The sequence below is a fragment of the Arthrobacter sp. MMS24-S77 genome, assembly GCF_054888235.1.
Genome location: NZ_JBTZRN010000001.1, coordinates 1,792,005 through 1,812,948 on the forward strand (window position 1 = coordinate 1,792,005; position 20,944 = coordinate 1,812,948).

At 62.5% G+C, this 20,944-nt stretch carries 19 protein-coding genes; 10 read left to right on the top strand and 9 right to left on the bottom strand.

Annotated features, from left to right (window positions below):
• Window positions 1-36: 36 nt before the first annotated feature.
• The gene (gene dnaE, locus ACX5I4_RS08190; protein ID WP_461836241.1) at window positions 37-3,594 is read left to right on the top strand and encodes a DNA polymerase III subunit alpha; all 3,558 of its coding nucleotides are present in this window, start codon (window positions 37-39) and stop codon (window positions 3,592-3,594) included.
• Between the two features lie 64 nt (window positions 3,595-3,658).
• Here the strand turns inward: dnaE and ACX5I4_RS08195 are convergent, their stop codons facing one another.
• Window positions 3,659-4,117 carry a flavin reductase family protein gene (locus ACX5I4_RS08195; RefSeq protein WP_461836242.1) on the bottom strand — a complete coding sequence of 153 codons (459 nt, stop codon included), beginning with the start codon at window positions 4,115-4,117 and terminating at the stop codon, window positions 3,659-3,661.
• Window positions 4,118-4,276: 159 nt separating this feature from the next.
• Here ACX5I4_RS08195 and ACX5I4_RS08200 point away from each other — a divergent pair, with 159 nt between their 5' ends.
• From ACX5I4_RS08200 to nrdR, 3 genes are all read left to right on the top strand, one after another.
• The gene (locus ACX5I4_RS08200; protein WP_461836243.1) at window positions 4,277-4,822 is read left to right on the top strand and encodes a hypothetical protein; all 546 of its coding nucleotides are present in this window, start codon (window positions 4,277-4,279) and stop codon (window positions 4,820-4,822) included.
• A 9-nt stretch (window positions 4,823-4,831) separates the two neighbouring features.
• Entirely contained in the window at window positions 4,832-6,205 is a 1,374-nt protein-coding gene (gene hisD / locus ACX5I4_RS08205) for a histidinol dehydrogenase (protein WP_461836244.1), read from the top strand.
• Window positions 6,206-6,374: 169 nt separating this feature from the next.
• The gene (gene nrdR, locus ACX5I4_RS08210; RefSeq protein ID WP_461836245.1) at window positions 6,375-6,887 is read left to right on the top strand and encodes a transcriptional regulator NrdR; all 513 of its coding nucleotides are present in this window, start codon (window positions 6,375-6,377) and stop codon (window positions 6,885-6,887) included.
• Window positions 6,888-6,937: 50 nt separating this feature from the next.
• On the opposite strand, the gene ppgK is transcribed toward nrdR, so the two are convergent.
• Complete coding sequence (gene ppgK, locus ACX5I4_RS08215; RefSeq protein WP_461836246.1) at window positions 6,938-7,741, bottom strand: polyphosphate--glucose phosphotransferase; 804 nt, start codon at window positions 7,739-7,741, stop codon at window positions 6,938-6,940.
• A 73-nt stretch (window positions 7,742-7,814) separates the two neighbouring features.
• Window positions 7,815-8,693 carry a type I methionyl aminopeptidase gene (map, locus tag ACX5I4_RS08220; RefSeq protein WP_461836247.1) on the bottom strand — a complete coding sequence of 293 codons (879 nt, stop codon included), beginning with the start codon at window positions 8,691-8,693 and terminating at the stop codon, window positions 7,815-7,817.
• A gap of 115 nt (window positions 8,694-8,808) precedes the next feature.
• On the opposite strand from map, the gene ACX5I4_RS08225 reads away from it, so the two are divergent.
• Complete coding sequence (locus ACX5I4_RS08225) at window positions 8,809-8,973, top strand: SPOR domain-containing protein (protein ID WP_268022860.1); 165 nt, start codon at window positions 8,809-8,811, stop codon at window positions 8,971-8,973.
• 3 nt (window positions 8,974-8,976) lie between these two features.
• Here ACX5I4_RS08225 and panB read toward each other — a convergent pair whose 3' ends face one another.
• Entirely contained in the window at window positions 8,977-9,888 is a 912-nt protein-coding gene (gene panB / locus ACX5I4_RS08230) for a 3-methyl-2-oxobutanoate hydroxymethyltransferase (protein ID WP_461836248.1), read from the bottom strand.
• 191 nt (window positions 9,889-10,079) lie between these two features.
• On the opposite strand from panB, the gene glnA (ACX5I4_RS08235) reads away from it, so the two are divergent.
• The 3 genes from glnA (ACX5I4_RS08235) to ACX5I4_RS08245 are packed head-to-tail and all read left to right on the top strand — an operon-like array spanning window position 10,080 to window position 15,013.
• Window positions 10,080-11,420 (top strand): type I glutamate--ammonia ligase, encoded by a 1,341-nt coding sequence (glnA, locus tag ACX5I4_RS08235; protein ID WP_395801940.1) that lies wholly within the window; start codon window positions 10,080-10,082, stop codon window positions 11,418-11,420.
• 9 nt (window positions 11,421-11,429) lie between these two features.
• Window positions 11,430-14,441, top strand: a complete 3,012-nt coding sequence (locus tag ACX5I4_RS08240) for a bifunctional [glutamine synthetase] adenylyltransferase/[glutamine synthetase]-adenylyl-L-tyrosine phosphorylase (RefSeq protein WP_461836249.1) — start codon at window positions 11,430-11,432, stop codon at window positions 14,439-14,441.
• Between the two features lie 50 nt (window positions 14,442-14,491).
• Window positions 14,492-15,013 (top strand): GNAT family N-acetyltransferase, encoded by a 522-nt coding sequence (locus tag ACX5I4_RS08245; RefSeq protein WP_461836250.1) that lies wholly within the window; start codon window positions 14,492-14,494, stop codon window positions 15,011-15,013.
• A 7-nt stretch (window positions 15,014-15,020) separates the two neighbouring features.
• Here the strand turns inward: ACX5I4_RS08245 and ACX5I4_RS08250 are convergent, their stop codons facing one another.
• Window positions 15,021-15,281 (bottom strand): hypothetical protein, encoded by a 261-nt coding sequence (locus ACX5I4_RS08250; protein WP_461836251.1) that lies wholly within the window; start codon window positions 15,279-15,281, stop codon window positions 15,021-15,023.
• Between the two features lie 477 nt (window positions 15,282-15,758).
• Here ACX5I4_RS08250 and ACX5I4_RS08255 point away from each other — a divergent pair, with 477 nt between their 5' ends.
• Entirely contained in the window at window positions 15,759-15,923 is a 165-nt protein-coding gene (locus tag ACX5I4_RS08255; protein ID WP_395801946.1) for a hypothetical protein, read from the top strand.
• 171 nt (window positions 15,924-16,094) lie between these two features.
• Here ACX5I4_RS08255 and glnA (ACX5I4_RS08260) read toward each other — a convergent pair whose 3' ends face one another.
• Window positions 16,095-17,519, bottom strand: coding sequence for a type I glutamate--ammonia ligase (gene glnA, locus ACX5I4_RS08260; protein WP_461836252.1), 1,425 nt, complete (start codon window positions 17,517-17,519; stop codon window positions 16,095-16,097).
• 319 nt (window positions 17,520-17,838) lie between these two features.
• On the opposite strand from glnA (ACX5I4_RS08260), the gene ACX5I4_RS08265 reads away from it, so the two are divergent.
• The gene (locus ACX5I4_RS08265) at window positions 17,839-18,276 is read left to right on the top strand and encodes an RDD family protein (RefSeq protein ID WP_461836253.1); all 438 of its coding nucleotides are present in this window, start codon (window positions 17,839-17,841) and stop codon (window positions 18,274-18,276) included.
• An 89-nt stretch (window positions 18,277-18,365) separates the two neighbouring features.
• Here the strand turns inward: ACX5I4_RS08265 and ACX5I4_RS08270 are convergent, their stop codons facing one another.
• From ACX5I4_RS08270 to lipB, 3 genes are all read right to left on the bottom strand, one after another.
• The gene (locus ACX5I4_RS08270) at window positions 18,366-19,130 is read right to left on the bottom strand and encodes a DUF4191 domain-containing protein (RefSeq protein WP_184739037.1); all 765 of its coding nucleotides are present in this window, start codon (window positions 19,128-19,130) and stop codon (window positions 18,366-18,368) included.
• Window positions 19,131-19,219: 89 nt separating this feature from the next.
• Window positions 19,220-20,239 carry a lipoyl synthase gene (lipA, locus tag ACX5I4_RS08275; protein WP_461836254.1) on the bottom strand — a complete coding sequence of 340 codons (1,020 nt, stop codon included), beginning with the start codon at window positions 20,237-20,239 and terminating at the stop codon, window positions 19,220-19,222.
• Window positions 20,236-20,904, bottom strand: coding sequence for a lipoyl(octanoyl) transferase LipB (gene lipB, locus ACX5I4_RS08280; RefSeq protein WP_461836255.1), 669 nt, complete (start codon window positions 20,902-20,904; stop codon window positions 20,236-20,238). Before lipB ends, lipA begins: the two co-directional genes overlap by 4 nt.
• Window positions 20,905-20,944: the final 40 nt, after the last annotated feature.

Consider the following 20,944-nt stretch of genomic DNA (forward strand, 5'->3'; position numbering starts at 1 on the left):
CTCCATCCGGGCGACCCCTGCCGGTAGACTGTCGTGGTGACTTCCAGCAATGACTCGTTCGTCCATCTGCACACCCACACCGAATACTCCATGCTGGATGGTGCGGCACGGCTCACCGAATTGTTCGATGAGACCGAGCGGCTGGGGATGCCTGCGCTTGCCACCACGGACCACGGATACCTGTTCGGTGCCTTCGATTTCTGGAAGAAGGCCACCGACAAGGGCATCAAGCCGATTATCGGCGTCGAAGCCTATGTCACGCCGGGAACGGCGCGCGGCGACAAGGAGCGCGTCCGCTGGGGCGACGAGAGCCAGCGCAAGGATGACGTTTCCGGTGGTGGTTCCTACACCCACATGACACTGCTGAGCTACAACAACGTCGGCATGCGCAATCTGTTCCGGGCGTCCTCGATCGCTTCCCTCGACTCGGTGTTCGGCAAGTGGCCGCGCTTGGACCGGGAGTTGCTGAACACCTATTCCGAGGGCCTGATCGCGACCACCGGGTGCCCTTCCGGTGAAGTCCAAACCCGGCTTCGATTGGGGCAATACCGTGAGGCCCTCGCGGCGGCGTCGGAGTTCCGCGACATCTTTGGTGCGGAAAACTACTTCTGTGAACTGATGGACCATGGCCTCGACATCGAGCGGCGGGTCACGGGCGACCTGCTGCGCTTGGCCAAGGAGCTGAAGCTTCCGCTCGTGGCCACCAACGACCTCCACTACACGCATGAGCATGACGCCAAGGCCCATGAGGCCTTGTTGGCCATCCAGTCGGGCTCCACGCTGCTGGAGCCCACCTATGACAATGGCGGCTCGCGTTTCGCCTTCTCCGGTAGTGGCTACTACTTGAAGTCGCCGCAAGAGATGCGTGAGTTGTTCCGCGATCATCCCGAGGCCTGTGACAACACCCTCCTGATCGCGGAGCGTTGTGAGGTGTCCTTCAACACGGGTGCGAACTACATGCCGCGGTTCCCTTGCCCGCCGGGCGAGGATGAGACGTCCTGGCTGGTCAAGGAAGTCGCCACGGGTCTTGACTACCGCTACCCCAAGGGCGTCCCGGACAAGGTGCGCAAGCAAGCCGACTATGAGCTTGACGTCATCACATCCATGGGTTTCCCGGGCTACTTCCTGGTGGTTGCTGACTTCATCAACTGGGCCAAGAACAACGGGATCAGGGTGGGCCCGGGCCGTGGTTCCGGTGCTGGCTCCATGGTGGCGTACGCCATGCGTATCACCGACCTCGATCCCCTCGAACACGGCCTGATTTTCGAGCGCTTCCTCAACCCGGACCGTGTGTCCATGCCTGACTTCGACGTCGACTTCGATGATCGTCGCCGCTCCGAGGTCATCGACTATGTCACCCGGAAGTACGGCGACGAGCGCGTGGCCATGATTGTCACCTACGGCACCATCAAGACCAAGCAGGCGCTCAAGGACTCCTCCCGCGTGCTCGGATACCCGTTCAGCATGGGTGAACAGCTCACCAAGGCCCTGCCGCCCGCCGTGATGGCCAAGGATATCCCGCTTGCGGACATCCAGAACCCGGAGGCCAAGCGCTATGGCGAGGCCGGAGACTTCCGCCAGCTCATCAGCACGGACCCCGAGGCTGCCAAGGTCTTCGAGACCGCACTGGGCATTGAAGGACTGAAGCGCCAGTGGGGCGTGCACGCCGCAGGCGTCATCATGTCTTCGGATCCCATCATCGACGTCATTCCTGTCATGCGCCGTATCCAGGACGGCCAGGTCATAACGCAGTTCGATTACCCGACGTCCGAGGGCCTTGGCCTGATCAAGATGGACTTCCTCGGACTGAGGAACCTGACGATCATTTCCGATGCCCTGGAAAACATCAAGATGAACCGCGGCGTTGACCTTGATCTGGAGAACCTGGCGCTGGACGACGCCGCGTCGTATGACCTCCTGGCGCGCGGTGACACCTTGGGCGTGTTCCAGCTCGACGGCGGACCCATGCGGTCCCTGCTCAAGCTCATGAAGCCCGACAACTTCGAAGACATCTCCGCCGTGCTGGCGCTCTACCGGCCGGGCCCCATGGGCGCCAACGCGCACACTGACTACGCCCTCCGCAAGAACAAGATCCAGGAGGTCATTCCCATCCACCCGGAGCTTGAGGAGCCCCTGCAGGACATCCTGGGCGGGACCTTCGGCCTGATCGTGTACCAGGAACAAGTCATGGCCGTGGCCCAGAAGCTGGCCGGCTATTCACTTGGCCAGGCCGACATCCTGCGCCGTGCCATGGGCAAGAAGAAGAAGTCTGAACTGGACAAGCAGTTCGCTGGATTCTCCCAAGGCATGCAGGACAACGGCTACTCCATGGAAGCCGTGAAGACCCTCTGGGACATCCTGCTCCCGTTCTCCGACTACGCCTTCAACAAAGCGCACTCGGCCGCTTACGGGGTCATTTCCTACTGGACTGCGTACCTGAAGGCCCACTACGCTCCCGAATACATGGCCGCCCTGCTCACCTCCGTGGGCGATGACAAGGACAAATCGGCCATTTACCTCAATGAATGCCGACGCATGGGGATCACCGTCCTGCCGCCGGATGTCAACGAGTCAAGCCTCAACTTCACGCCTGTGGGTACTGACGTCCGTTTCGGAATGGGGGCGATCCGCAACGTCGGCGTCAATGTCGTGGAAGCCATGGTGGCGGCCCGTGAGAGCGAGGGCTCCTACACCTCCTTCAAGGACTTCCTCATGAAGGTTCCAGCGGTAGTCTGCAACAAGCGCACGATCGAATCCCTCATCAAAGCCGGTGCATTCGACTCCTTGGGCCACCACCGCCGTGCGCTGGCCATGGTCCACGAAGAAGCGATCGACTCCGTCATCACGCTGAAGCGAAATGAAGCAATCGGCCAGTTCGATCTCTTCGCCGGATTCGAGGACCAAGAGCCCCAGGCCTCTTTGAGCACGGAGATCCCGGACCTGCCGGAATGGGAGAAAAAGGACAAGCTCGCTTTTGAGCGGGACATGCTCGGACTCTATGTCTCGGACCATCCTCTGCAAGGGCTCGAGGGCGTCTTGAGCCAGCATGCCGAGCAGTCGATCACTTCGATCCTGGGAGAAGACGGGCCGCACGACGGCGCCATCGTCACCATTGCGGGCATGATCACCTCGCTCAGCCGAAGGATCGCCAAGGCAAGCGGCAACGCCTACGCGCGGGCGGAGATCGAAGACCTCGGCGCTTCCATCGAGGTCATGTTCTTCGGCCAGGTCTACGGGCCCATCGCTTCGGTCCTCGCGGAGGACCTGATTGTCGTGGTCAAGGGCCGCCTGCAGCGGCGTGACGACGGTGCGGTCACCCTGAACTGCATGGAACTCTCAGTCCCGGACCTGAGCGAAAGCACCAACGGGCCACTGGTCATTACGATGCCCACCTACAAGGCAACCGAGGCTGTGGTCACGGATCTTCGCGATGTCCTGAACACCCACCGGGGCAACTCCGAGGTCAGGCTCCACTTGCAGGGTGATTCCAAGGTCGAAGTGATGGGCCTGCCCGTGCACCTGCGGGTCAACCCCACGCCATCCCTTTTCGGTGACCTTAAGGTACTTCTCGGCCCGACCTGCCTGGACAGTTGATCGGGCGCGGCCACCCGAGCTAGCCAGCCGGCGACGCTCCGCTACTCAGATTTCGCTCCGTTACTCAGATTTCATAGTCGAGCGGAACCGGTTGGCTGTAGGAACCGGAGTGGTAGAGGAGGGGAGCGTCGTCCTCGCCAACAAGCCCGTCAACAACTTCCACCACCACGATCGCGTTGTTTTCGAAGGACAGGCGCATCTGGATCTTGCCGATCAGCCAGCCGGCCACGTTTTTCAATATGGGGACATCGAAAGGTCCGGGTTCCCAATGATCGCCTTCAAACCGTTCCTGGGTACGCGCGAAACGGTCGGCAAGTGCCTGGTTCTCAAGGCCCAGCATGTGCAGGCCGATATACGTGGAATTCGCCACCGCGGGCCAGGAACTGGAACTGCGCGACATGTTGAAGGTAAAACGCGGGGGCTCTGCCGACAGTGACGCCACCGACGTCGCGGTGAAGCCGAAAGGCGTGCCGTTGAGGTCCGCAGTGATGATGGCAACCCCGGCGGCATGCCGGCGGAACATTTGCTTGAACGTTCCTTCAAAAGCCGATTTATCCGAACCCACTGTGCTCGATCTCCTGCATGACCTATTGGTATTAACGCTGGTGGGTTCAGCGTATTCCGCCACCTGCCGGTGCGCTCGCTTGTTGAGCGTCCAGAAACGTTTGTTAATGTTTGTGTCATGACCAAGCCAACATCGAACCTCCTCGAGTCCGTCCCCGCGACGGACACGGACCCGCGAGACCGCAGATGGTGGTTATGGCTCGCCGTACCAGCCGCTTCGGGCATCGGACTGGGCCTGGCATGGTGGCTCTTGGCTCCAGGCGGCCTCAATCTGATTTCCGGAAATTCCGCCCTCGCCGATCCCTCCGCATCTGCGGGGCGATTTCCGCGGGACCTGGTCTTGGCCGGACTGCTGCTTCTGGCCGGCTGCTTCACGGCTGTCCTGCTCGACAGCAAGGTACGGAGTCCGGGTCAGGGCATGAGAACTCTTTTCGCTGTTCTCGGGGGCTTGGCGGGTGCCCTGGTGGCCTGGCAGGTGGGCCTTTTGGCGGCGCAGTGGTGGGGTTCCGCTTCCAGGGCCGTGGCGAGTGGAAGTGAAGGGTTCTCTTTGCGGGCAATGGCGGCTCTTTTGCTGTGGCCGGGAGCGACGGCCCTCGTGACATTTCTCCTGACTCTTTTCGGCCTGATGGGAAAGCAGCCGGAGGAATCGCCGCACGCCCCGTAAAATGATCTGGTGACCATTTCTCCGGAGAATCCTGCCGACACCGCCGCCCAGTCCCTGGAGTTCCGATGCATTGACTTGCGCGGACGCTCCCTGACCTTGGCGGAACTGCGCGCCGCGGTGCCCCGGGCGGAGCATCAGACCACGGCGGACGCGGAGCAAAAGGTCCTGGATATCATCAGCGCCGTCCGCTCCCGCGGTTTTGAAGCGCTTGGTGAGTTGGCCCTGGCGTTCGACGGCGTGGAACAGTCCCACCCCCGCGTGCCCGCTGCCGCCCTCGCCGGGGCCCTCGAAAACCTCGATCCGGCTGTCCGGGCCGCCCTGGAGGAATCGATCAGCCGTGCCCGCCGCTTCGCCGACGGCCAGCGGCCGGCTAACGTGGACGTGGAACTGGGGGACGGCGCCGTCGTCAGCCAGAATTGGCTACCGGTGGGCCGCGTGGGACTGTATGTTCCCGGCGGGCTGGCCGTGTACCCGTCCTCGGTCATCATGAACGTCGTTCCCGCGCTGGCTGCGGGAGTCGCGTCGATCGCGTTGGCCTCCCCGCCGCAGAAGGACTTTGGCGGCTTGCCCCACCCGACTATCCTGGCCGCTGCCGCATTGCTGGGAATTGACGAGGTCTATGCCATCGGAGGTGCCCAGGCGATTGTTTCGTTTGCCTACGGGATCCCGGGAGCTGGCCATGAGGAGTCCATCGAGCCCGTGGATGTTGTGACGGGCCCCGGCAACATCTTCGTGGCTACCGCCAAGCGCCTCGTCAAAGGCGTCGTGGGGATCGACTCAGAGGCGGGCACCACGGAGATCGCCATCCTGGCCGACGAGTCGGCCCGCCCGTCGCTCGTGGCGGCGGACCTCATCAGCCAGGCCGAGCACGACCCCAAAGCGGCCTCGGTGCTGATCACCGATTCCGAGGAACTCGCCTCGGCCGTGCAGCGGGAACTCGCATTCCAGGCAGGGACCACCAAGCACGGCGAACGGGTCCGCACCGCGTTGTCCGGACCGCAATCGGGCGTGGTGCTGGTTGACGATCTTGAGCAGGGCATTGCGGTCTGCGACGCATACGCAGCCGAACACTTGGAAATCATGACGGCGGATGCAGCCGCCGTCGCGGCAAGAATCCGCAACGCAGGGGCGATTTTTGTGGGGGACTACAGCCCGGTCAGCCTCGGCGACTACTGTGCGGGCTCCAACCATGTGTTGCCCACCAGTGGTACCGCAGCCTTCTCTTCGGGCCTGAACGTGACAACATTCCTCCGCGCCGTCCAAGTCATCAACTACAACAAAGCTGCCTTGGAGGAGGTCAGCAAGCACATTGTGAGCCTTGCTGACGCCGAGGACCTTCCCGGCCACGGCGACGCGGTCAAGATTCGCTTTGCGGGTGCCTAACCACTACATGTATGGGTAACAACCACTACATATAGTAATTACAGTATTGTCATTAGCCCGTATGTAGCCGTAAACTGGTGCCGGAAGTCAAACTTCCGGCACCTTTTGCGTCCCTGGCCGATACTGCCGCCAGGACGCCCGGGCCGGAACCGAGCAGGGGAGGCCCAGCGTGTATTGTCCGTTCTGCCGGAACCCTGACTCGCGCGTCGTGGACAGTCGAATGGCCGACGACGGTTCCGCCATCCGCCGTCGGCGGCAGTGCCCTGAATGTGGACGCCGTTTCACCACCGTGGAGACCACCAGCTTGTCTGTCATCAAGCGCTCCGGGGTGGGGGAACCGTTCAGCCGGATAAAGATCATCAACGGCGTGCGCAAGGCCTGCCAAGGCCGGCCCGTAACCGAGGACGACCTCGCCATGCTGGCGCAGGAGGTCGAAGAGAACATCCGCTCATCCGGTGCGGCCGAAATTGACGCCCATGAGGTTGGATTGGCCATCCTCGGACCGCTCCAGAAACTGGATGAGGTGGCTTACCTGCGTTTTGCCAGTGTTTATCAAGCCTTCGAATCCCTGGAGGACTTCGAATCCGCCATTTCGCTTCTTCGCCACGAGGCTGAAACTGCAGCCGCGCAGAACTCGGCGAAGGGCGCCAAAGGCAAGAGCTCGGAAAAGAGCTCCCTCTAGCTCCGGTGGTGGCAGCGGAGGGGAAGCCGCAGCCACCACCGGCATCACCTCTACTTGGCCAGCTTGTGGTGGAGGGCGACGTCCAGGGCCGCTCCCACGATTCCAGCGTCGTTCTTCAGTTCCGCCGTGACGATGCGGGTACGCAGGTCCAAGTGCGGGAAGTACTCGTCCGAGCGCTTCGAAATGCCGCCCCCGATGATGAAGAGTTCAGGGGAGAACAGGAATTCGACGTGGGAGAGATAGCGCTGCAGCAGCACGCTGTACTCTTCCCAGCTCAAACCGTCGCGTTCACGCGCGACGGCGGAGGCCTTCGTTTCGGCGTCGTGGCCGTCCACCTCAAGGTGGCCGAGCTCGGCGTTGGGCACCAGGTGCCCGTTGAAGATGAAGGCTGAACCGATGCCAGTGCCGAGGGTGATGACGAGGACGGTGCCGTCGACGCCTTCGCCCGCACCGTAGCGGGCTTCCGCGAGGCCGGCCGCGTCGGCGTCGTTGATGACCTCGACGGGGCGATCCAGTCGCTTGGTGAGAAGCGAATCAATGTCGGTGTCGAGCCACGACTTGTCCACGTTGGCGGCAGAGCGGACCACGCCATGCTGGATGATTCCCGGGAAGGTCACTCCAACAGGCGAACCCTTGGCCGGGGCGTCCTCGCGGGCGGACAATTCGTCGACGATTTGCGCGATCACTTCGGCGACGGCTTCGGGAGTGGCGGGCTGCGGCGTAGGGATACGTAGGCGGTCCCCGAGCAGCTTGCCCTTTTTGAGATCGACGATGCCGCCCTTGATACCTGTGCCACCGACATCGATGCCGATCAGGGGGCCGTTCTTGTGGATCTTCTCATCCTTCTTGGTCAATGCGTTTCCGTTCGTGGCAGGAGGGGTGGGCATGTCGCAGCGCGAAGGGCTGCGGGTGACCTTCCGGAGAAGCTTAAGGAAGAGTCAGGATTTCGGCGCCGGTCTCGGTGACCAACAGGGTGTGCTCAAATTGCGCGGTCCGCTTGTGGTCGCGGGTGACTACGGTCCAATCATCGGGCCACATGTCCCATTCGATCGTTCCGAGGGTGAGCATGGGTTCAATCGTGAAAACCATGCCCGCCTCGATCACGGTGTTGTAGGCGGGCGCTGCGTCATAGTGGGGGATGATCAGTCCGGTGTGGAAGGCCTCACCAACGCCGTGGCCGGTGAAGTCGCGGACCACGCCATAGCCGAAGCGCTTCGCGTAGGACTGGATGGCCCGGCCGATCACGTTGATTTCGCGGCCGGGAGCCACGGCTTTGATGGCGCGGTTGAGCGACTCCTGGGTGCGTTCAACCAGCAGGCGGGATTCTTCGTCCACGTCTCCCACCAAAAACGTGTAGTTGGTGTCACCGTGGACGCCGTTGATATAGGCCGTGATGTCAATGTTCAGGATGTCGCCGTCTTGCACCACGGTGCTGTCCGGAATGCCGTGGCAAATGACCTCATTGAGGGATGAGCACAGGGATTTAGGAAAGCCTCTGTAGCCGAGAGTTGACGGGTAAGCGTGGTGGTCCAGAACGAACTCGTGGCCAATCCGGTCAAGCTGGTCAGTGGTGACACCGGGCACGATGTGCTTTCCGACCTCGACGATCGCCTGGGCCGCAATTTTGCTGGCGACGCGGATTTTCTCAATGGTTTCCGCCGATTTGACCTCTGAACCGGTGAACTTTGCCGGTGCCGGCTTGCCGACATACTCCGGGCGCGGGATGGACGCCGGTACAGGCAGCTGTGGGCTGACAGTTCCTCGGGTGAGCGTGCCGATGGGTGCGGTCAGGGCGGGAGAAGGCATAGATTGATCATATAAGGGACGCACGAGACGCAAGTAACTAAGTAGCTACATAACAGCCCGGTCGAAGGGCTACAGCACCCGCCAATGCTTCGGCGGGATTCGCAGAGGAGAAACCGTGGCGGAGTACTGGTACAACGTTCAGACACACCAGATCGAAGAGGACGCGTTGTCGGACTGGACCCAGCTGATCGGTCCTTATAAGACCCGCGAGGAAGCGGAGCACGCCTTGGAAAAGGTCAAGGCGCGCAACGAAGCCTGGGACAAGGACGACGAGGACTGACCGTCAGAAGGAATGCTCCGGGCCAGGGAACTGGCCGGACCTGACGTCGTCGGCGTACGCCTTGGCCGCATTGCTGAGTGTGGTGCGCAGATCCGCGTATTGCTTGACGAACTTGGCCATTTTTCCGCCGCGCAGACCGGCCATGTCCTGCCACACCAGCACCTGGCCGGTGGTCGCGTTGCCGGCGCCGATCCCGATAGTGGGCACTTCAATTGCGGCGTCGACGGCGGCTGCCGTTTCCGCGGGAACCATCTCCATGAGCACACAGAACGCTCCGGCATTAGCGAGCGCAACTGCGTCTTCGATCAGGCGCGTGGCGTCATCACCCCGGCCTTGGACACGGTAGCCGCCCAGTGAGTGTTCGCTCTGGGGCGTGAATCCGATGTGCGCCATGACGGGAATGCCTGCCTGGACCATGGCCCGGACTGTTCCGGCGTAGAACGCACCCCCTTCGATCTTGACGCCGTGTGCCAGCCCTTCCTTGAGAAAACGAACGCCGGTCGCCACGGCCTGCTCCGGCGAGACTTCGTAGCTGCCAAAGGGAAGGTCGGCCACTACCAAAGCACGCTTGGCGGATCGGGCCACGGCCCGGCACAGCGGGAGGAGTTCATCGACAGTTACGGGGAGGCTTGTTTCGTTTCCGAAGACATTGTTGGAAGCCGAATCGCCAATCAGGAGGACCTCGATGCCGGCCTGATCGAAGATTTCAGCCGTGTATTGCTCGTAGGCGGTCAGCATGGCAAAGCGCTCACCCTTGGCCTTGGCTTGTTGAAGGTGGTGCGTCCGGATCCTGGCAGGAGCCTTCGGGGCGGAAACGTCCGTTGACGCTGCTGAACCTGCGGCGGAAGGCCCGGTTCCGTAAGGGGCGGGAACTTCGGCGGGCATGCTGGAATCAGAACTGTTGCTTGGGGCCATGACTAGAGCGTATGCGGTACCGGCCGTCCTAGCCACCGGCGCATGAGGAGCCTCACATTTGTAAACGCTGTGTTACGCGAACTGGGGGTGCAGCCATTCCGGGCCAATGCTTAGTAGAGTGAATGCTGAGTTGTCGTCGGCTTCGAACCCTCGAATCCACGGCATGGACGTTGACCCGGAAATGAGGCCCCATGGACCGCCAGCAAGAGTTCGTTCTGCGAACTATCGAAGAGCGTGATGTGCGCTTCGTACGCTTGTGGTTTACCGACGTCGTCGGTTCCCTGAAATCGGTGGCACTGGCCCCGGCAGAAGTAGAAGGCGCCTTCGAAGAGGGCCTGGGTTTTGATGGCTCGGCCATCGAAGGCCTCGCCCGGGTGTTCGAGTCCGACATGCTGGCCCAGCCGGACCCCTCCACATTCCAGATCTTGCCGTGGCGCGGTGAGACAGAGCAGACCTCCAGGATGTTCTGCGACATCCTGACCCCCGACGGCGAGCCGTCCGCTGCCGATCCCCGGAACGTACTCAAGCGCACCCTCGCCAAAGCGGCGGATATGGGGTTCACCTGCTACACGCATCCCGAGATCGAGTTCTACCTCCTGAAGTCCCAGGACCTTGACCCCAACGGCGTCCCTGTTCCCGTTGACGAGGGCGGCTACTTCGACCACGTACCCGGTGGCGTGGCACAGGACTTCCGCCGCACGGCCGTGACCATGCTTGAATCCGTGGGTATTTCCGTTGAATTCAGCCACCACGAGGGTGGTCCCGGCCAGAACGAGATCGATCTCCGCTACGCGGACGCCCTCCAGACTGCGGATAACATCATGACCTTCCGTACGGTCATCAAGGAAGTGGCCCTGCAGCAGGGCACCTACGCCACGTTCATGCCCAAGCCGTTCACGGACCACCCGGGCTCCGGCATGCACACACATTTCTCCCTGTTCGAGGGTGACACCAACGCCTTCTACGAAGCCGGCGCCGAATTCCAGTTGTCCAAGACCGCACGCCAGTTCATTGCGGGCATTCTCCGTCACGCTCCGGAATTCACGGCCGTCACCAACCAGTTCGTGAATTCCTACAAGCGCCTCTGGGGTGGCGGCGAAGCGCCGAGCTACCTCAGCTGGGGACACAACAACCGCTCCGCCTTGGTCCGGGTGCCCCTTTACAAGCCGGGCAAGGGCCAGTCCGCGCGGATCGAATACCGCGGGATTGACTCTGCTACGAACCCCTACCTCGCGTACGCCGTGCTGCTGGGTGCCGGTCTCAAGGGCATCGAGGAAGGCTATGAGCTTCCGGCTGCAGCAGAGGACGACGTCTGGTCGCTGACCTCGGCCGAACGCAAAGCGATGGGCCACACGCCGCTGCCCGCAAGCCTCCATGACGCCATCCGGGCCATGGAAGACTCAGAGTTGGTGGCGGACATCCTCGGCGAACAAGTCTTTGACCACTTCCTGCGCAACAAGCGTGCGGAATGGCAGGACTACCGGCTCCAGGTCACGCCCTACGAGCTCAAGCGCAACCTCGGCATTCTCTAGGCTGTGAGTGTGAGCCTGGCCCGCCGGCTCATCTCAGCCGGCTTCAGCGACCTTGAGAAGGGTGAACGGTTTCTTGCCGCCCGTGAACTCGACGGCATCGACCAAGACACGATCTTTGCGGGGCTGCACCTGAGCGCCAACCCGGACACTGCGCTCCAGTCACTCGTCCGCCTGATTGAGAAGCACCCCTCACTCAAACAGCTCGCGGGGGAGCACCCGGATCGCAGCGAGCCGCTATACCGCCTGCTGGGGGCATCCGAGGCCTTGGGGGAGTTCCTCATCAGGCATCCGGAGCATCTGGACGTCTTCGATGTCCGCGTCAGCCCCGAGCCGTTGTCTGCCGATGCCGGTGAACTGCGGATGAAACTCCTCCGTTCGGTCAAAGCGGACCCCAACTCTCCCAGGCCCGTTGCAGGAGTGTCGGGACCAAGCGCATACACTGCTCTTCGGACGGCTTACCGGCGTGGATTGACCGAACTGGCCATCAAGGATCTCTGCGCCGCCAGCCCCCAGGACTTCATGCCCGCCGTCGGCGCCGAACTGGCCGACCTCGCCGGCGCGGCGATTGAGGCCGCCCTCGCGGTGGCCCGGGCGGAAGCGGCGGCGACTTTCGACGCTGCCGATATTGCCGGCGTCGGGCTGGCTGTCATCGGTATGGGCAAATGCGGTGCCCGCGAGCTCAACTATATTTCCGACGTCGACGTGATCTACGTGATCGAGGCGCCCGATCTGGAGGACGCCGAGGCCGCGACCATCGGCACGGCCCTCGCCGCCGGCATCTCCCGCGCGATTTCTTCCACAGCGCCCGAACCGGGACTGTGGGAGGTCGACGCGAACCTGCGGCCTGAAGGTAAGTCCGGGCCGCTCGTCAGGACACTGCCCTCGCACTTGAGCTATTACGCGAAGTGGGCGGAAAGCTGGGAATTCCAGGCACTGCTCAAGGCCCGTACCATCGCCGGGGACAAGGACCTCGGGGCACGGTACGAGCAAGCCGTCCAGCCACTCGTGTGGGCTTCGGCCGGCAGGGAAGGCTTCGTGGAATCCGTGCAGGCGATGCGCCGCAGGGTTACCAACAACATTGCTCCGGCGGAGGAACAGCGCCAGATCAAGCTCGGTCCCGGTGGCCTCCGGGACGTCGAGTTCACCGTACAGCTCCTGCAGCTCGTTCACGGAAAGTCCGATGAAACGCTCCGTTGCCGGGATACGACGTCGGCAATCTCCGCCCTGTCCGCAGGCGGCTACATTGGCCGGGTCGATGCCGCAGCCTTCGACGCGGCCTACCGCTATTTGCGGGTGCTTGAGCACCGAATCCAGCTGTTCCAGATGCGTCGTACGCACCTCATGCCCACCAGCCAGGAGTCTCTTCGTTTCCTCGCCAAAGCCGTCCTGGGTCCCTTTTCCACGGGCCGGCCCCATCCTGATGCCCTGATCGAAACGTGGCAGAAGACCAAACGGTCCGTTCGGGAACTGCACGACCGGATCTTCTACAGGCCCCTGCTAAACACTGCGGCAAAGCTGAGCAGCGAGGACGCCCGGCTCACCCCGGAAGCCGCGCAGGGCCGTCTCGCGGCCCTCGGCTACCGCGACCCGCAGGGTGCTATGCGACACATAGAAGCCCTCACGGCCGGGGTCAGCCGGCGTGCCGCCCTGCAGCGGCAACTCCTTCCCATCCTTCTCGGCTGGCTCGCCGAGGGAGTCGATCCCGACGCCGGCCTGCTCGCCTTCCGCCGTGTCAGCGAAGCCCTCGGAACCACCCATTGGTATCTCGGTATGCTCCGGGACTCGCAGGCGGCAGCTGAGCGGCTTTGCCACGTACTTTCGAACTCACGACTGATCGCGGACCTCCTGGAAGTATCTCCGGAGTCCGTTGCCTGGCTGGGTGCCGACAAGGAACTCATGCCGCTTAGCTTCGAAGCTCAGTGGCAGGAAATCCAATCCAAGATGTCGCGCCATGCCGATCCCGAGAATGCGATGCGGCTCATCAGGCTTATCCGTCGCCGGGAGATCCTCCGTATCGCTATCGCGGACAGTTCCGGCCTCCTGGAGCAGGATGCAGTGGGCGCGGCATTGGCCGACGCCGACCGGGCAGCGGTTCTAGGCGCCCTGCACGTCGCCGAGGCCATCGTGGCTTCCGACGGGTCCCTCAAAACGCAAGTCCTGGTAGTTGCCATGGGCAGGCAGGGCGGACGCGAGATCGGCTACGGCTCGGACGCGGACGTCATGTACGTCCATCGCGCCCTTCCTGGAGAGAGTGAATCCGAAGCCCAGCAACAGGCCCTTGCCATTGTGGGCCACATTTCCACCCTGCTGACCCAGCCCCTCAAGCCGGCCATCCTGGCGGAGCGCGTCCTGAGCGTTGACGCCGACCTTCGCCCCGAGGGCAAGAACGGTGCCATGGTCCGTTCCCTGGAGTCCTACGCCGAGTATTACCGCCGGTGGTCCCTTATCTGGGAAGCCCAGGCGCTGCTGCGGGCTCAACCCATGGCCGGCAACGACGAATTGGCGGCGGAATTCCTCTGGCTCATCAACCCCATCCGCTACCCAAAGGCCCTCGCGGAAACTGATGTGCGGGAGATCCGACGGGTCAAGGCCCGGGTCGAATCCGAACGGCTCCCCAGAGGGGCCGATCCGGCGAGGCATGTGAAGCTCGGCAGGGGCGGACTCAGCGACGTCGAATGGCTTGTGCAGCTGCTGCAGCTCCAGCACGCAGGCGAGCACCCGCAGCTCCGGACCACGTCCACGCTGCAGGCTCTTGGTGCGATTGAGTCGTTGGGACTGATCGACAAGAGCGACGTCGTGTTGCTGCGCGAAGCCTGGCGGCTTGCGAGCCGTATCCGCTCGGCGAATGTGATCTGCACCGGGCGTGCCTCGGATCTCTTGCCTGCCTCCCGGCGGGACCTGGAGGCCGTTGCCAGGTGGTGCGGTTACGCTCCCGGGCAAGCCGCGGTGTTCGAAGAAGACTATCTGCGCTTGAGCCGGCGGACCCGGGCCGTGTTTGAAAAGGACTTCTACGGCCAGTGAGCTCCCGCCCGAGCCGCCCCGCGGAGCGCGGGGACGGCTAAGCTCGAAAGATGCTGGAAACCGTGTGGCTCATTCCCTTGAAGGATCTCGACGACGATGCCCGCGCCATTACGCTCGGCGACGTCGCCGTCATGGAATTGGCCGCGGGGCAGGACGACTTCGTCGGGGACCCGTTCAAGATGATGCTTATGGGCCTCGAAGACGAAAGCCGTCTGCCGTACGTGATCGAAGCGGCCGGTGCCGCCGTCGGAGTATTTACCTTGCAGGCCGGTGCCGCAACCTTGGCAGGATGGCCCGACGACGATTCCGCCTGGCTCTTGCGAGGGTTCCTGATCGACCAGAAGTGCCAGGGGAGAGGCCTGGGCTCCCTGTCTGCCGCGGCGGCTGCCCGGGAGGCGCAGAAGCTCACGGCGAGGCTGGGTGGCGGGCAGGCCGGCGTCGTGCTCTCCGTCAACGAACGCAATCCCGCCGCCAAGGCTGCGTACGCAAACGCGGGCTTTGTGGAGACAGGCAGGTACTTGGGTGGTTCCGCCGGTCCGCAATGGACCATGTACCGGGGTTTCGGCGACTAGGAAATATCTAGGATTCGACGAGCGTCAGGATTGTCTCCGGCCGCACGCCGTCGAATTTCATTGCCTCGGCCGCAGCTTCGGACTCCATCATCCGCTGGAACGTTTCCATGTCCGGGACTTCGACAATCAGGCCAACACGGTTGGTTTTTCCCGGGTCGACGAACGTTCGAACTGTGAAGCCAAGGGGTCCGAAGAGTTCTTCCCGTTTCGGTGAGCTGAGCCAGTGCTCAACATCGTCGACCTCATGGAAGATCATCAAGGTTGTCATCGTTTGCCTCCGCTTTCAGAAGTTGCGTCAGGAGCCGGATGAGAGGGGGCTCACCTGAGGCATCCTGATCACGCTGAACGTACCACGGCGTCCACTCCGGCGACAGGGTCGTCGGACTGGCAGAACCGAGCGTCAACGCCCGGTCCGGTCGGCGATACGGAAATGCGCCATTGTTTCTGCGCCGCGGCGCAAGACACGGACGCTCGCTCACCTACGCCGGTGTTTGGCCGGACGCCCGCTCACTTGTGCCGTCCATCTGGTCAACGCTCCTGCAGATATGACCTCAAGGTGGACATGTTCCCCAATTTGGTGAGCGAGGGTTTGGGGGAAGGGCGTTGTTTGTGAGAGAGGGTCGGGCGGGGGCTGGTGGGTCTTGGTGGATTAGAATAATAAGCATGCTTACAGTAAGGTTGCTGAGGTTTGCACAGCGATAAAGGTAATCATCAGAATGTTTACGACTGAAACGGACGGTACATCATGAATGTCATCCTCGGAATCGTCGCGGTCATCGCGATCGTTTTCTTTATCATTGGCGGCACGGTGAAGGCCCTGGGGTTCCTTCTTTGGATCGCCCCGATACTGATCGTCTTGGCGATCATCGTCTTCCTCTTCCGGTTGATGAGCGGGCGCCGGCGGGTGTAGGAAAAATTGGGGGTCCGGCCCGGGCGAATCCGGGGTCTCTACAAAAGGATGGCTGTGTCTTAACAGGCACAGCCGTTCTTGTTTCTTACGGGGATTACCCTGCGAACTTTAACGCAGAAGGGGCCACGGGCGCTTGCCCATGACCCCTTCTTATGCTTATTGCGGTGTTGCTTAGACGCCGTAGTAGAGCTCGAACTCGTACGGGTTCGGGCGCAGCGACAGCGGACGGATCTCGTTCTCGTACTTGTACTCGATCCAGGTGTCGATCAGGTCCTGGGTGAAGACGCCGCCGGCCTGCAGGAACTCGTTGTCCTCGCGCAGGGCCTCGAGGGCTTCCTCGAGGGAACCCGGAGCCTTGGGGATGTCCTTGGCTTCCTCGGCGGGCAGCTCGTACAGGTCCTTGTCGATCGGAGCCGGGGGCTCGATGCGGTTGCGGATGCCGTCGATACCGGCCATGAGCTGGGCGGCGAACGCCAGGTACGGGTTGGAAGCGGCGTCCGGAGCGCGGAACTCGATGCGCTTGGCCTTCGGGTTGGAGCCCGTGATCGGGATGCGGATGCCGGCGGAGCGGTTGCCCTGCGAGTAGACCATGTTGACCGGAGCTTCGAAGCCCTTGACCAGCCGGCGGTAGGAGTTGACCGTCGGGTTGGTGAAGGCGAGCACAGCAGAGGAGTGCTTCAGCAGGCCGCCGATGTACCAGCGTGCGGTGTCGGACAGGCCAGCGTAGCCCTTCTCGTCGTAGAACAGCGGGTCACCGTTGCTCCAGAGGGACTGGTGGCAGTGCATGCCCGAGCCGTTGTCACCGAAAATCGGCTTCGGCATGAAGGTTACCGACTTGCCGTACTCCCACGCGGTGTTCTTGATGACGTACTTGAACTTCTGCAGGTCGTCGGCAGCGTGTACCAGCGTGGTGAACTTGTAGTTGATCTCAGCCTGGCCTGCGGCGCCGACTTCGTGGTGCGAGCGCTCGACTTCGAGGCCTGCTTCGTCCAGGGCGAGGCACATGGCGTTGCGGAGGTCAGCCTGGTGGTCAACCGGGGATACCGGGAAGTATCCGCCCTTGAAGGGGGTCTTGTAACCGAGGTTTCCGCCTTCTTCTTCGCGGCTCGTGTTCCAAGGAGCTTCAATCGAGTCGACCTTGTAGAAGGAACCCTGGGGGGAGGACTCGAACTGAACATTGTCAAAGACGTAGAACTCAGCTTCGGGAGCAAAGAATGCCGTGTCCGCAATGCCGGTGGAGGCCAGGTAGGCTTCTGCCTTTTCGGCCACGCCGCGCGGGTCGCGGTGGTACGGGTCGCCAGTGCGCGGGTTCACGATGGAGAAGTTCAAAGCGAGGGTCTTCTCGACGCGGAAGGCGTCGAGGAATGCCGTGGTAACGTCCGGGATGAGCTGCATGTCGGACTCGGCGATGCCCTGGAAACCGCGGATGGAAGATCCGTCAAAGAGCTGTCCGTTGACAAAGAAGTCAGCGTCGACGCTCTTGGCCGGCACATTGAAGTGCTGCTGGACGCCCGGAAGATCGGTGAAGCGGATATCGACGAACTTTACGTCTTCGTCTTTGATGAACTTGAGGACTTCGTCCGCAGTCTTGAACATCTATGCTCCTATCGCATAACAGGTAACAGGCCTTCAGGCCGTCTGATCCAGCGCAAACCGAAGGCAGGGAAACAAAAAAGTGTCCCTGCATCGGCGGCTAGCAACTTCTCCAACCATAGGGAAAAGGGATTTCCCCGCGGTGTCAGTATTGTTTCGTGCAGGTTACAGAACTGCCTGCCGTGTAAACGCTACTGGTCTACTGCAGTGCCAGTCTATGTCTTTCCTCCGTGTGTCTGTTTCCTTGTGAACACAGTGAACATCCCGCCGGGCGCCACCCCCCGCCGTCGGGCATCCGGTGGTGAAGCCGTAAGCTTGAACAGTGGTTGATCGAAAAGACATTGGTTCATGGCTCACAGGGCCGGATACGTCCGGAATCTCCAAGTACCCGGGAGAGCGGCTCGGACTGCCCGAGTCCGGTCCCGGCTCCATCGCCCGCGCCGGCCGTCGCATCCTGGCAATCTGCATCGACTGGGTCATTGCCTTGGCAATCAGCAACTTTGCCTTCGGTGGCAACCAGTGGGCAACGCTTGCAGTCTTTGCGGTGGAACAGATCCTCCTCATCGGCACGCTTGGCTACAGCATCGGGCACCGGGTCGCGGGCATCCACGTGGTGCGGCTCGGTGGCGCGCCGGCAGGGCCACTCGCCGCCTTGGTAAGGACGCTTCTCCTGTGCCTCGTGATTCCTGCGGTGGTCTTTGATCCTGACCAGCGTGGCCTCCATGACAAAGCCATGAACACGATCCTCATCCGGATGTAACTTTCCGCGGACAAAAGAACCGCAGACAAAAGAACCGCCCGGTTCCTGGATGATCTTCCCAGGAGCCGGGCGGTTCTTCTTATGTCGTCTTAGCGTCCGCGGGCTGCCTTGCGGTCCGGGCGTGCCTTGTAGGGGTCAATGCCCTTCGGGATCGGCAGGCGGTTGCCGAGGGAGGAGATCCGCTTGCTGACAGCGTTGACCTCAACCTTGGTGAGCTCGTTCTTGTATTTGTTCATGGTCTTGGCAATCTGGCTGATAGGCACCTGGCCCTCGCCACGACCGCTTTCGATCACGTGGATGGTCACGTTCGGGAGAATGCGGGAGAGCTTCTTGCGCTCGGCGTCGGCCAGCGGCTTGACGCGGTGCGAAGGTCCTTCGGTCACCAGCACGACGCCGGGGCGGCCGATGGCGCGGAAGACCGCGTCCTGGGTGCGCGGGTTGACGGCCACCGGCTGGTCTTCCGTGATCCAGCCGCGGCGCAGGGTTCCCAGAGCCGCGCCCGAGGCTCCAGGCTGGTTCTCGATCTGCGCGAAGGCTGCCCGTTCCGCGCGGCGCGAGAGGATGAAGACCGCTGCCAGCAGGCCAAGGGGAATGCCAATGATCAGGCCCGTGACCCAGTTGTTCAGGAGGAGACCGACGATGAGGCTGACAGCAACGACACCCAGGAACGCCAGCAGCATGAGCCACACAACGATGGGGTCATTGCGGCGGGTCATCTTGAAGACCTCGCCGATCTGCTTCAGCTGGCTCGGCTTCTTGGCCTTGGCTTCCTTGGGCTTGCGGGAAAACAAGCCGCGCTTGGGAGCGTCGGCAGCCGATGTTGTCGAGTTGCTGGAATCAGGGGATTTCGCCATAGTGCCTTAATTCTACGTGATTTATGCCAAAGGACCGGACGCCGGATTTGTCCGGGGCCCGGTCCTTTGACCGTGCTTTTGCTGGAGTGCTATGCGTGGTGTGCGAGGAGGGTGCTGGCTTCCTGGCGGGTGGTGCCGGAGTCCTGGATGCCCTCGGCGATGTGGGCCAGGTGGGCGGGGATGTCGCGGCCTTTCCTGCGCATCGCGGTGGCCCAGAGGCGTCCGGCGCGGTAGGAGGAGCGGACCAGGGGCCCGGACATGACGCCGAGGAAGCCGATCTCCTCGGCCTCGTGCTGCAGGTCCACGAATTCCTGGGGCTTGACCCAGCGGTCCACGGGCAGGTGCCGTTCGGAGGGTCGCAGGTACTGGGTGATGGTGATCAGGTCACAGCCCGCGGCGTGCAGGTCGGCCAGGGCTTCGGAGATCTCGGCCCGGGTTTCGCCCATGCCCAGGATCAGGTTGGACTTGGTGACCATGCCCAGGTTGCGGCCCTGGGTGATGACGTCCAGGGAGCGGTCGTAGCGGAACGCGGGGCGGATGCGCTTGAAGATCCGGGGCACGGTCTCGACGTTGTGCGCGAAGACCTCGGGGGCGGAGTCGCAGATCGCTTTGATGTGTTCGGGTTTGCCGGAGAAGTCCGGGATGAGCAGTTCCACGCCGGTCCCGGGGTTCAGTTCGTGGATCTTGCGGACGGTTTCGGCGTAGAGCCAGACGCCTTCGTCTTCGAGGTCGTCCCGGGCCACGCCGGTCACGGTGGCGTAGCGCAGGGCCATGGCCTGGACGGAGCGGGCGACCTTGGTGGGTTCGAAGCGGTCCACGGGGGAGGGCTTGCCGGTGTCGATCTGGCAGAAGTCGCAGCGGCGGGTGCATTCGGAGCCGCCGATCAGGAAGGTCGCTTCCTTGTCTTCCCAGCATTCGAAGATGTTCGGGCAGCCGGCTTCCTCGCAGACGGTGTGCAGGCCTTCCTTTTTCACGAGGTTCTTCAGGCCCACGAATTCCGGGCCCATCTGGACCTTGGCCTTGATCCACTCGGGCTTGCGTTCGACCGGGACGGCTTTGTTGCGCTGTTCAACGCGCAGCAGCTTACGGCCTTCAGGTGCCAGGGTCACTGGATTGCTCCTTCGGGGCTGGATACGAGTGCTTCTTCGTGCTTGCGGAACTCTTCCTTGAAGCGCTCCGCAATGTCGGCGGGGTTGATGGTCCGGCCGGTCTCGATGGACATGGTGGTGACACTGGCATCAGTGATGCCGCATGCGATGATCTGCGCGTAGGGTGCGAGGTCGTTGCTGCAGTTGATGGCCACGCCGTGCATGGTGACGCCGTCCAGGACGCGGATGCCGATCGCGGCGATCTTGCGGTCCGGACCCTTGTGGTCGGCGAGGACCCAGACGCCTGCCCGGCCCTTGACCCGGGTGGCTTTGATCCCGTAGTCCTCCATGATCGCGATCATGACGTCTTCGAGGCGCTCGACGTAGTCACGGATGCCTGCGCGGTTCTTTAGCTTGAGGATGGGATAGGCAATCAGCTGACCCGGCCCGTGCCAAGTCAGCTTGCCGCCCCGATCGACAGGGACAACGGGAGTCCCGTCAAAGGGGCGCTCGTGGTCCTCGGTGAGCTTGCCTGCCGTGTAGACCGCCGCGTGCTCGAGGAGCAGGACGGTGCTGGGTTTCTCGCCGGCAACAACTTTGTTGTGGAGTTCGCGCTGGATATCCCAGCCCTGCATATAGTCAACGAAATCCGGGGCGAGACCCAGCTGTGAAAACTCAAGAGTCATGGGGACAAGCTTAGACCCCGCCGGACGCAGGCCATGATTT

Coding starts and splice junctions, on each gene's coding strand:
- lipB (WP_461836255.1), bottom strand. CDS start 20,904: ATGACTCTTGAGTTTTCACAGCTGGGTCTCGCCCCGGATTTCGTTGAC.
- map (WP_461836247.1), bottom strand. CDS start 8,693: ATGCCTTCTCCCGCCCTGACCGCACCCATCGGCACGCTCACCCGAGGA.
- ACX5I4_RS08245 (WP_461836250.1), top strand. CDS start 14,492: ATGCTGGAAACCGTGTGGCTCATTCCCTTGAAGGATCTCGACGACGAT.
- ACX5I4_RS08255 (WP_395801946.1), top strand. CDS start 15,759: ATGAATGTCATCCTCGGAATCGTCGCGGTCATCGCGATCGTTTTCTTT.
- ACX5I4_RS08270 (WP_184739037.1), bottom strand. CDS start 19,130: ATGGCGAAATCCCCTGATTCCAGCAACTCGACAACATCGGCTGCCGAC.
- panB (WP_461836248.1), bottom strand. CDS start 9,888: ATGGCCCCAAGCAACAGTTCTGATTCCAGCATGCCCGCCGAAGTTCCC.
- ACX5I4_RS08250 (WP_461836251.1), bottom strand. CDS start 15,281: ATGACAACCTTGATGATCTTCCATGAGGTCGACGATGTTGAGCACTGG.
- glnA (WP_395801940.1), top strand. CDS start 10,080: ATGGACCGCCAGCAAGAGTTCGTTCTGCGAACTATCGAAGAGCGTGAT.
- ACX5I4_RS08200 (WP_461836243.1), top strand. CDS start 4,277: ATGACCAAGCCAACATCGAACCTCCTCGAGTCCGTCCCCGCGACGGAC.
- glnA (WP_461836252.1), bottom strand. CDS start 17,519: ATGTTCAAGACTGCGGACGAAGTCCTCAAGTTCATCAAAGACGAAGAC.
- ACX5I4_RS08195 (WP_461836242.1), bottom strand. CDS start 4,117: ATGTTCCGCCGGCATGCCGCCGGGGTTGCCATCATCACTGCGGACCTC.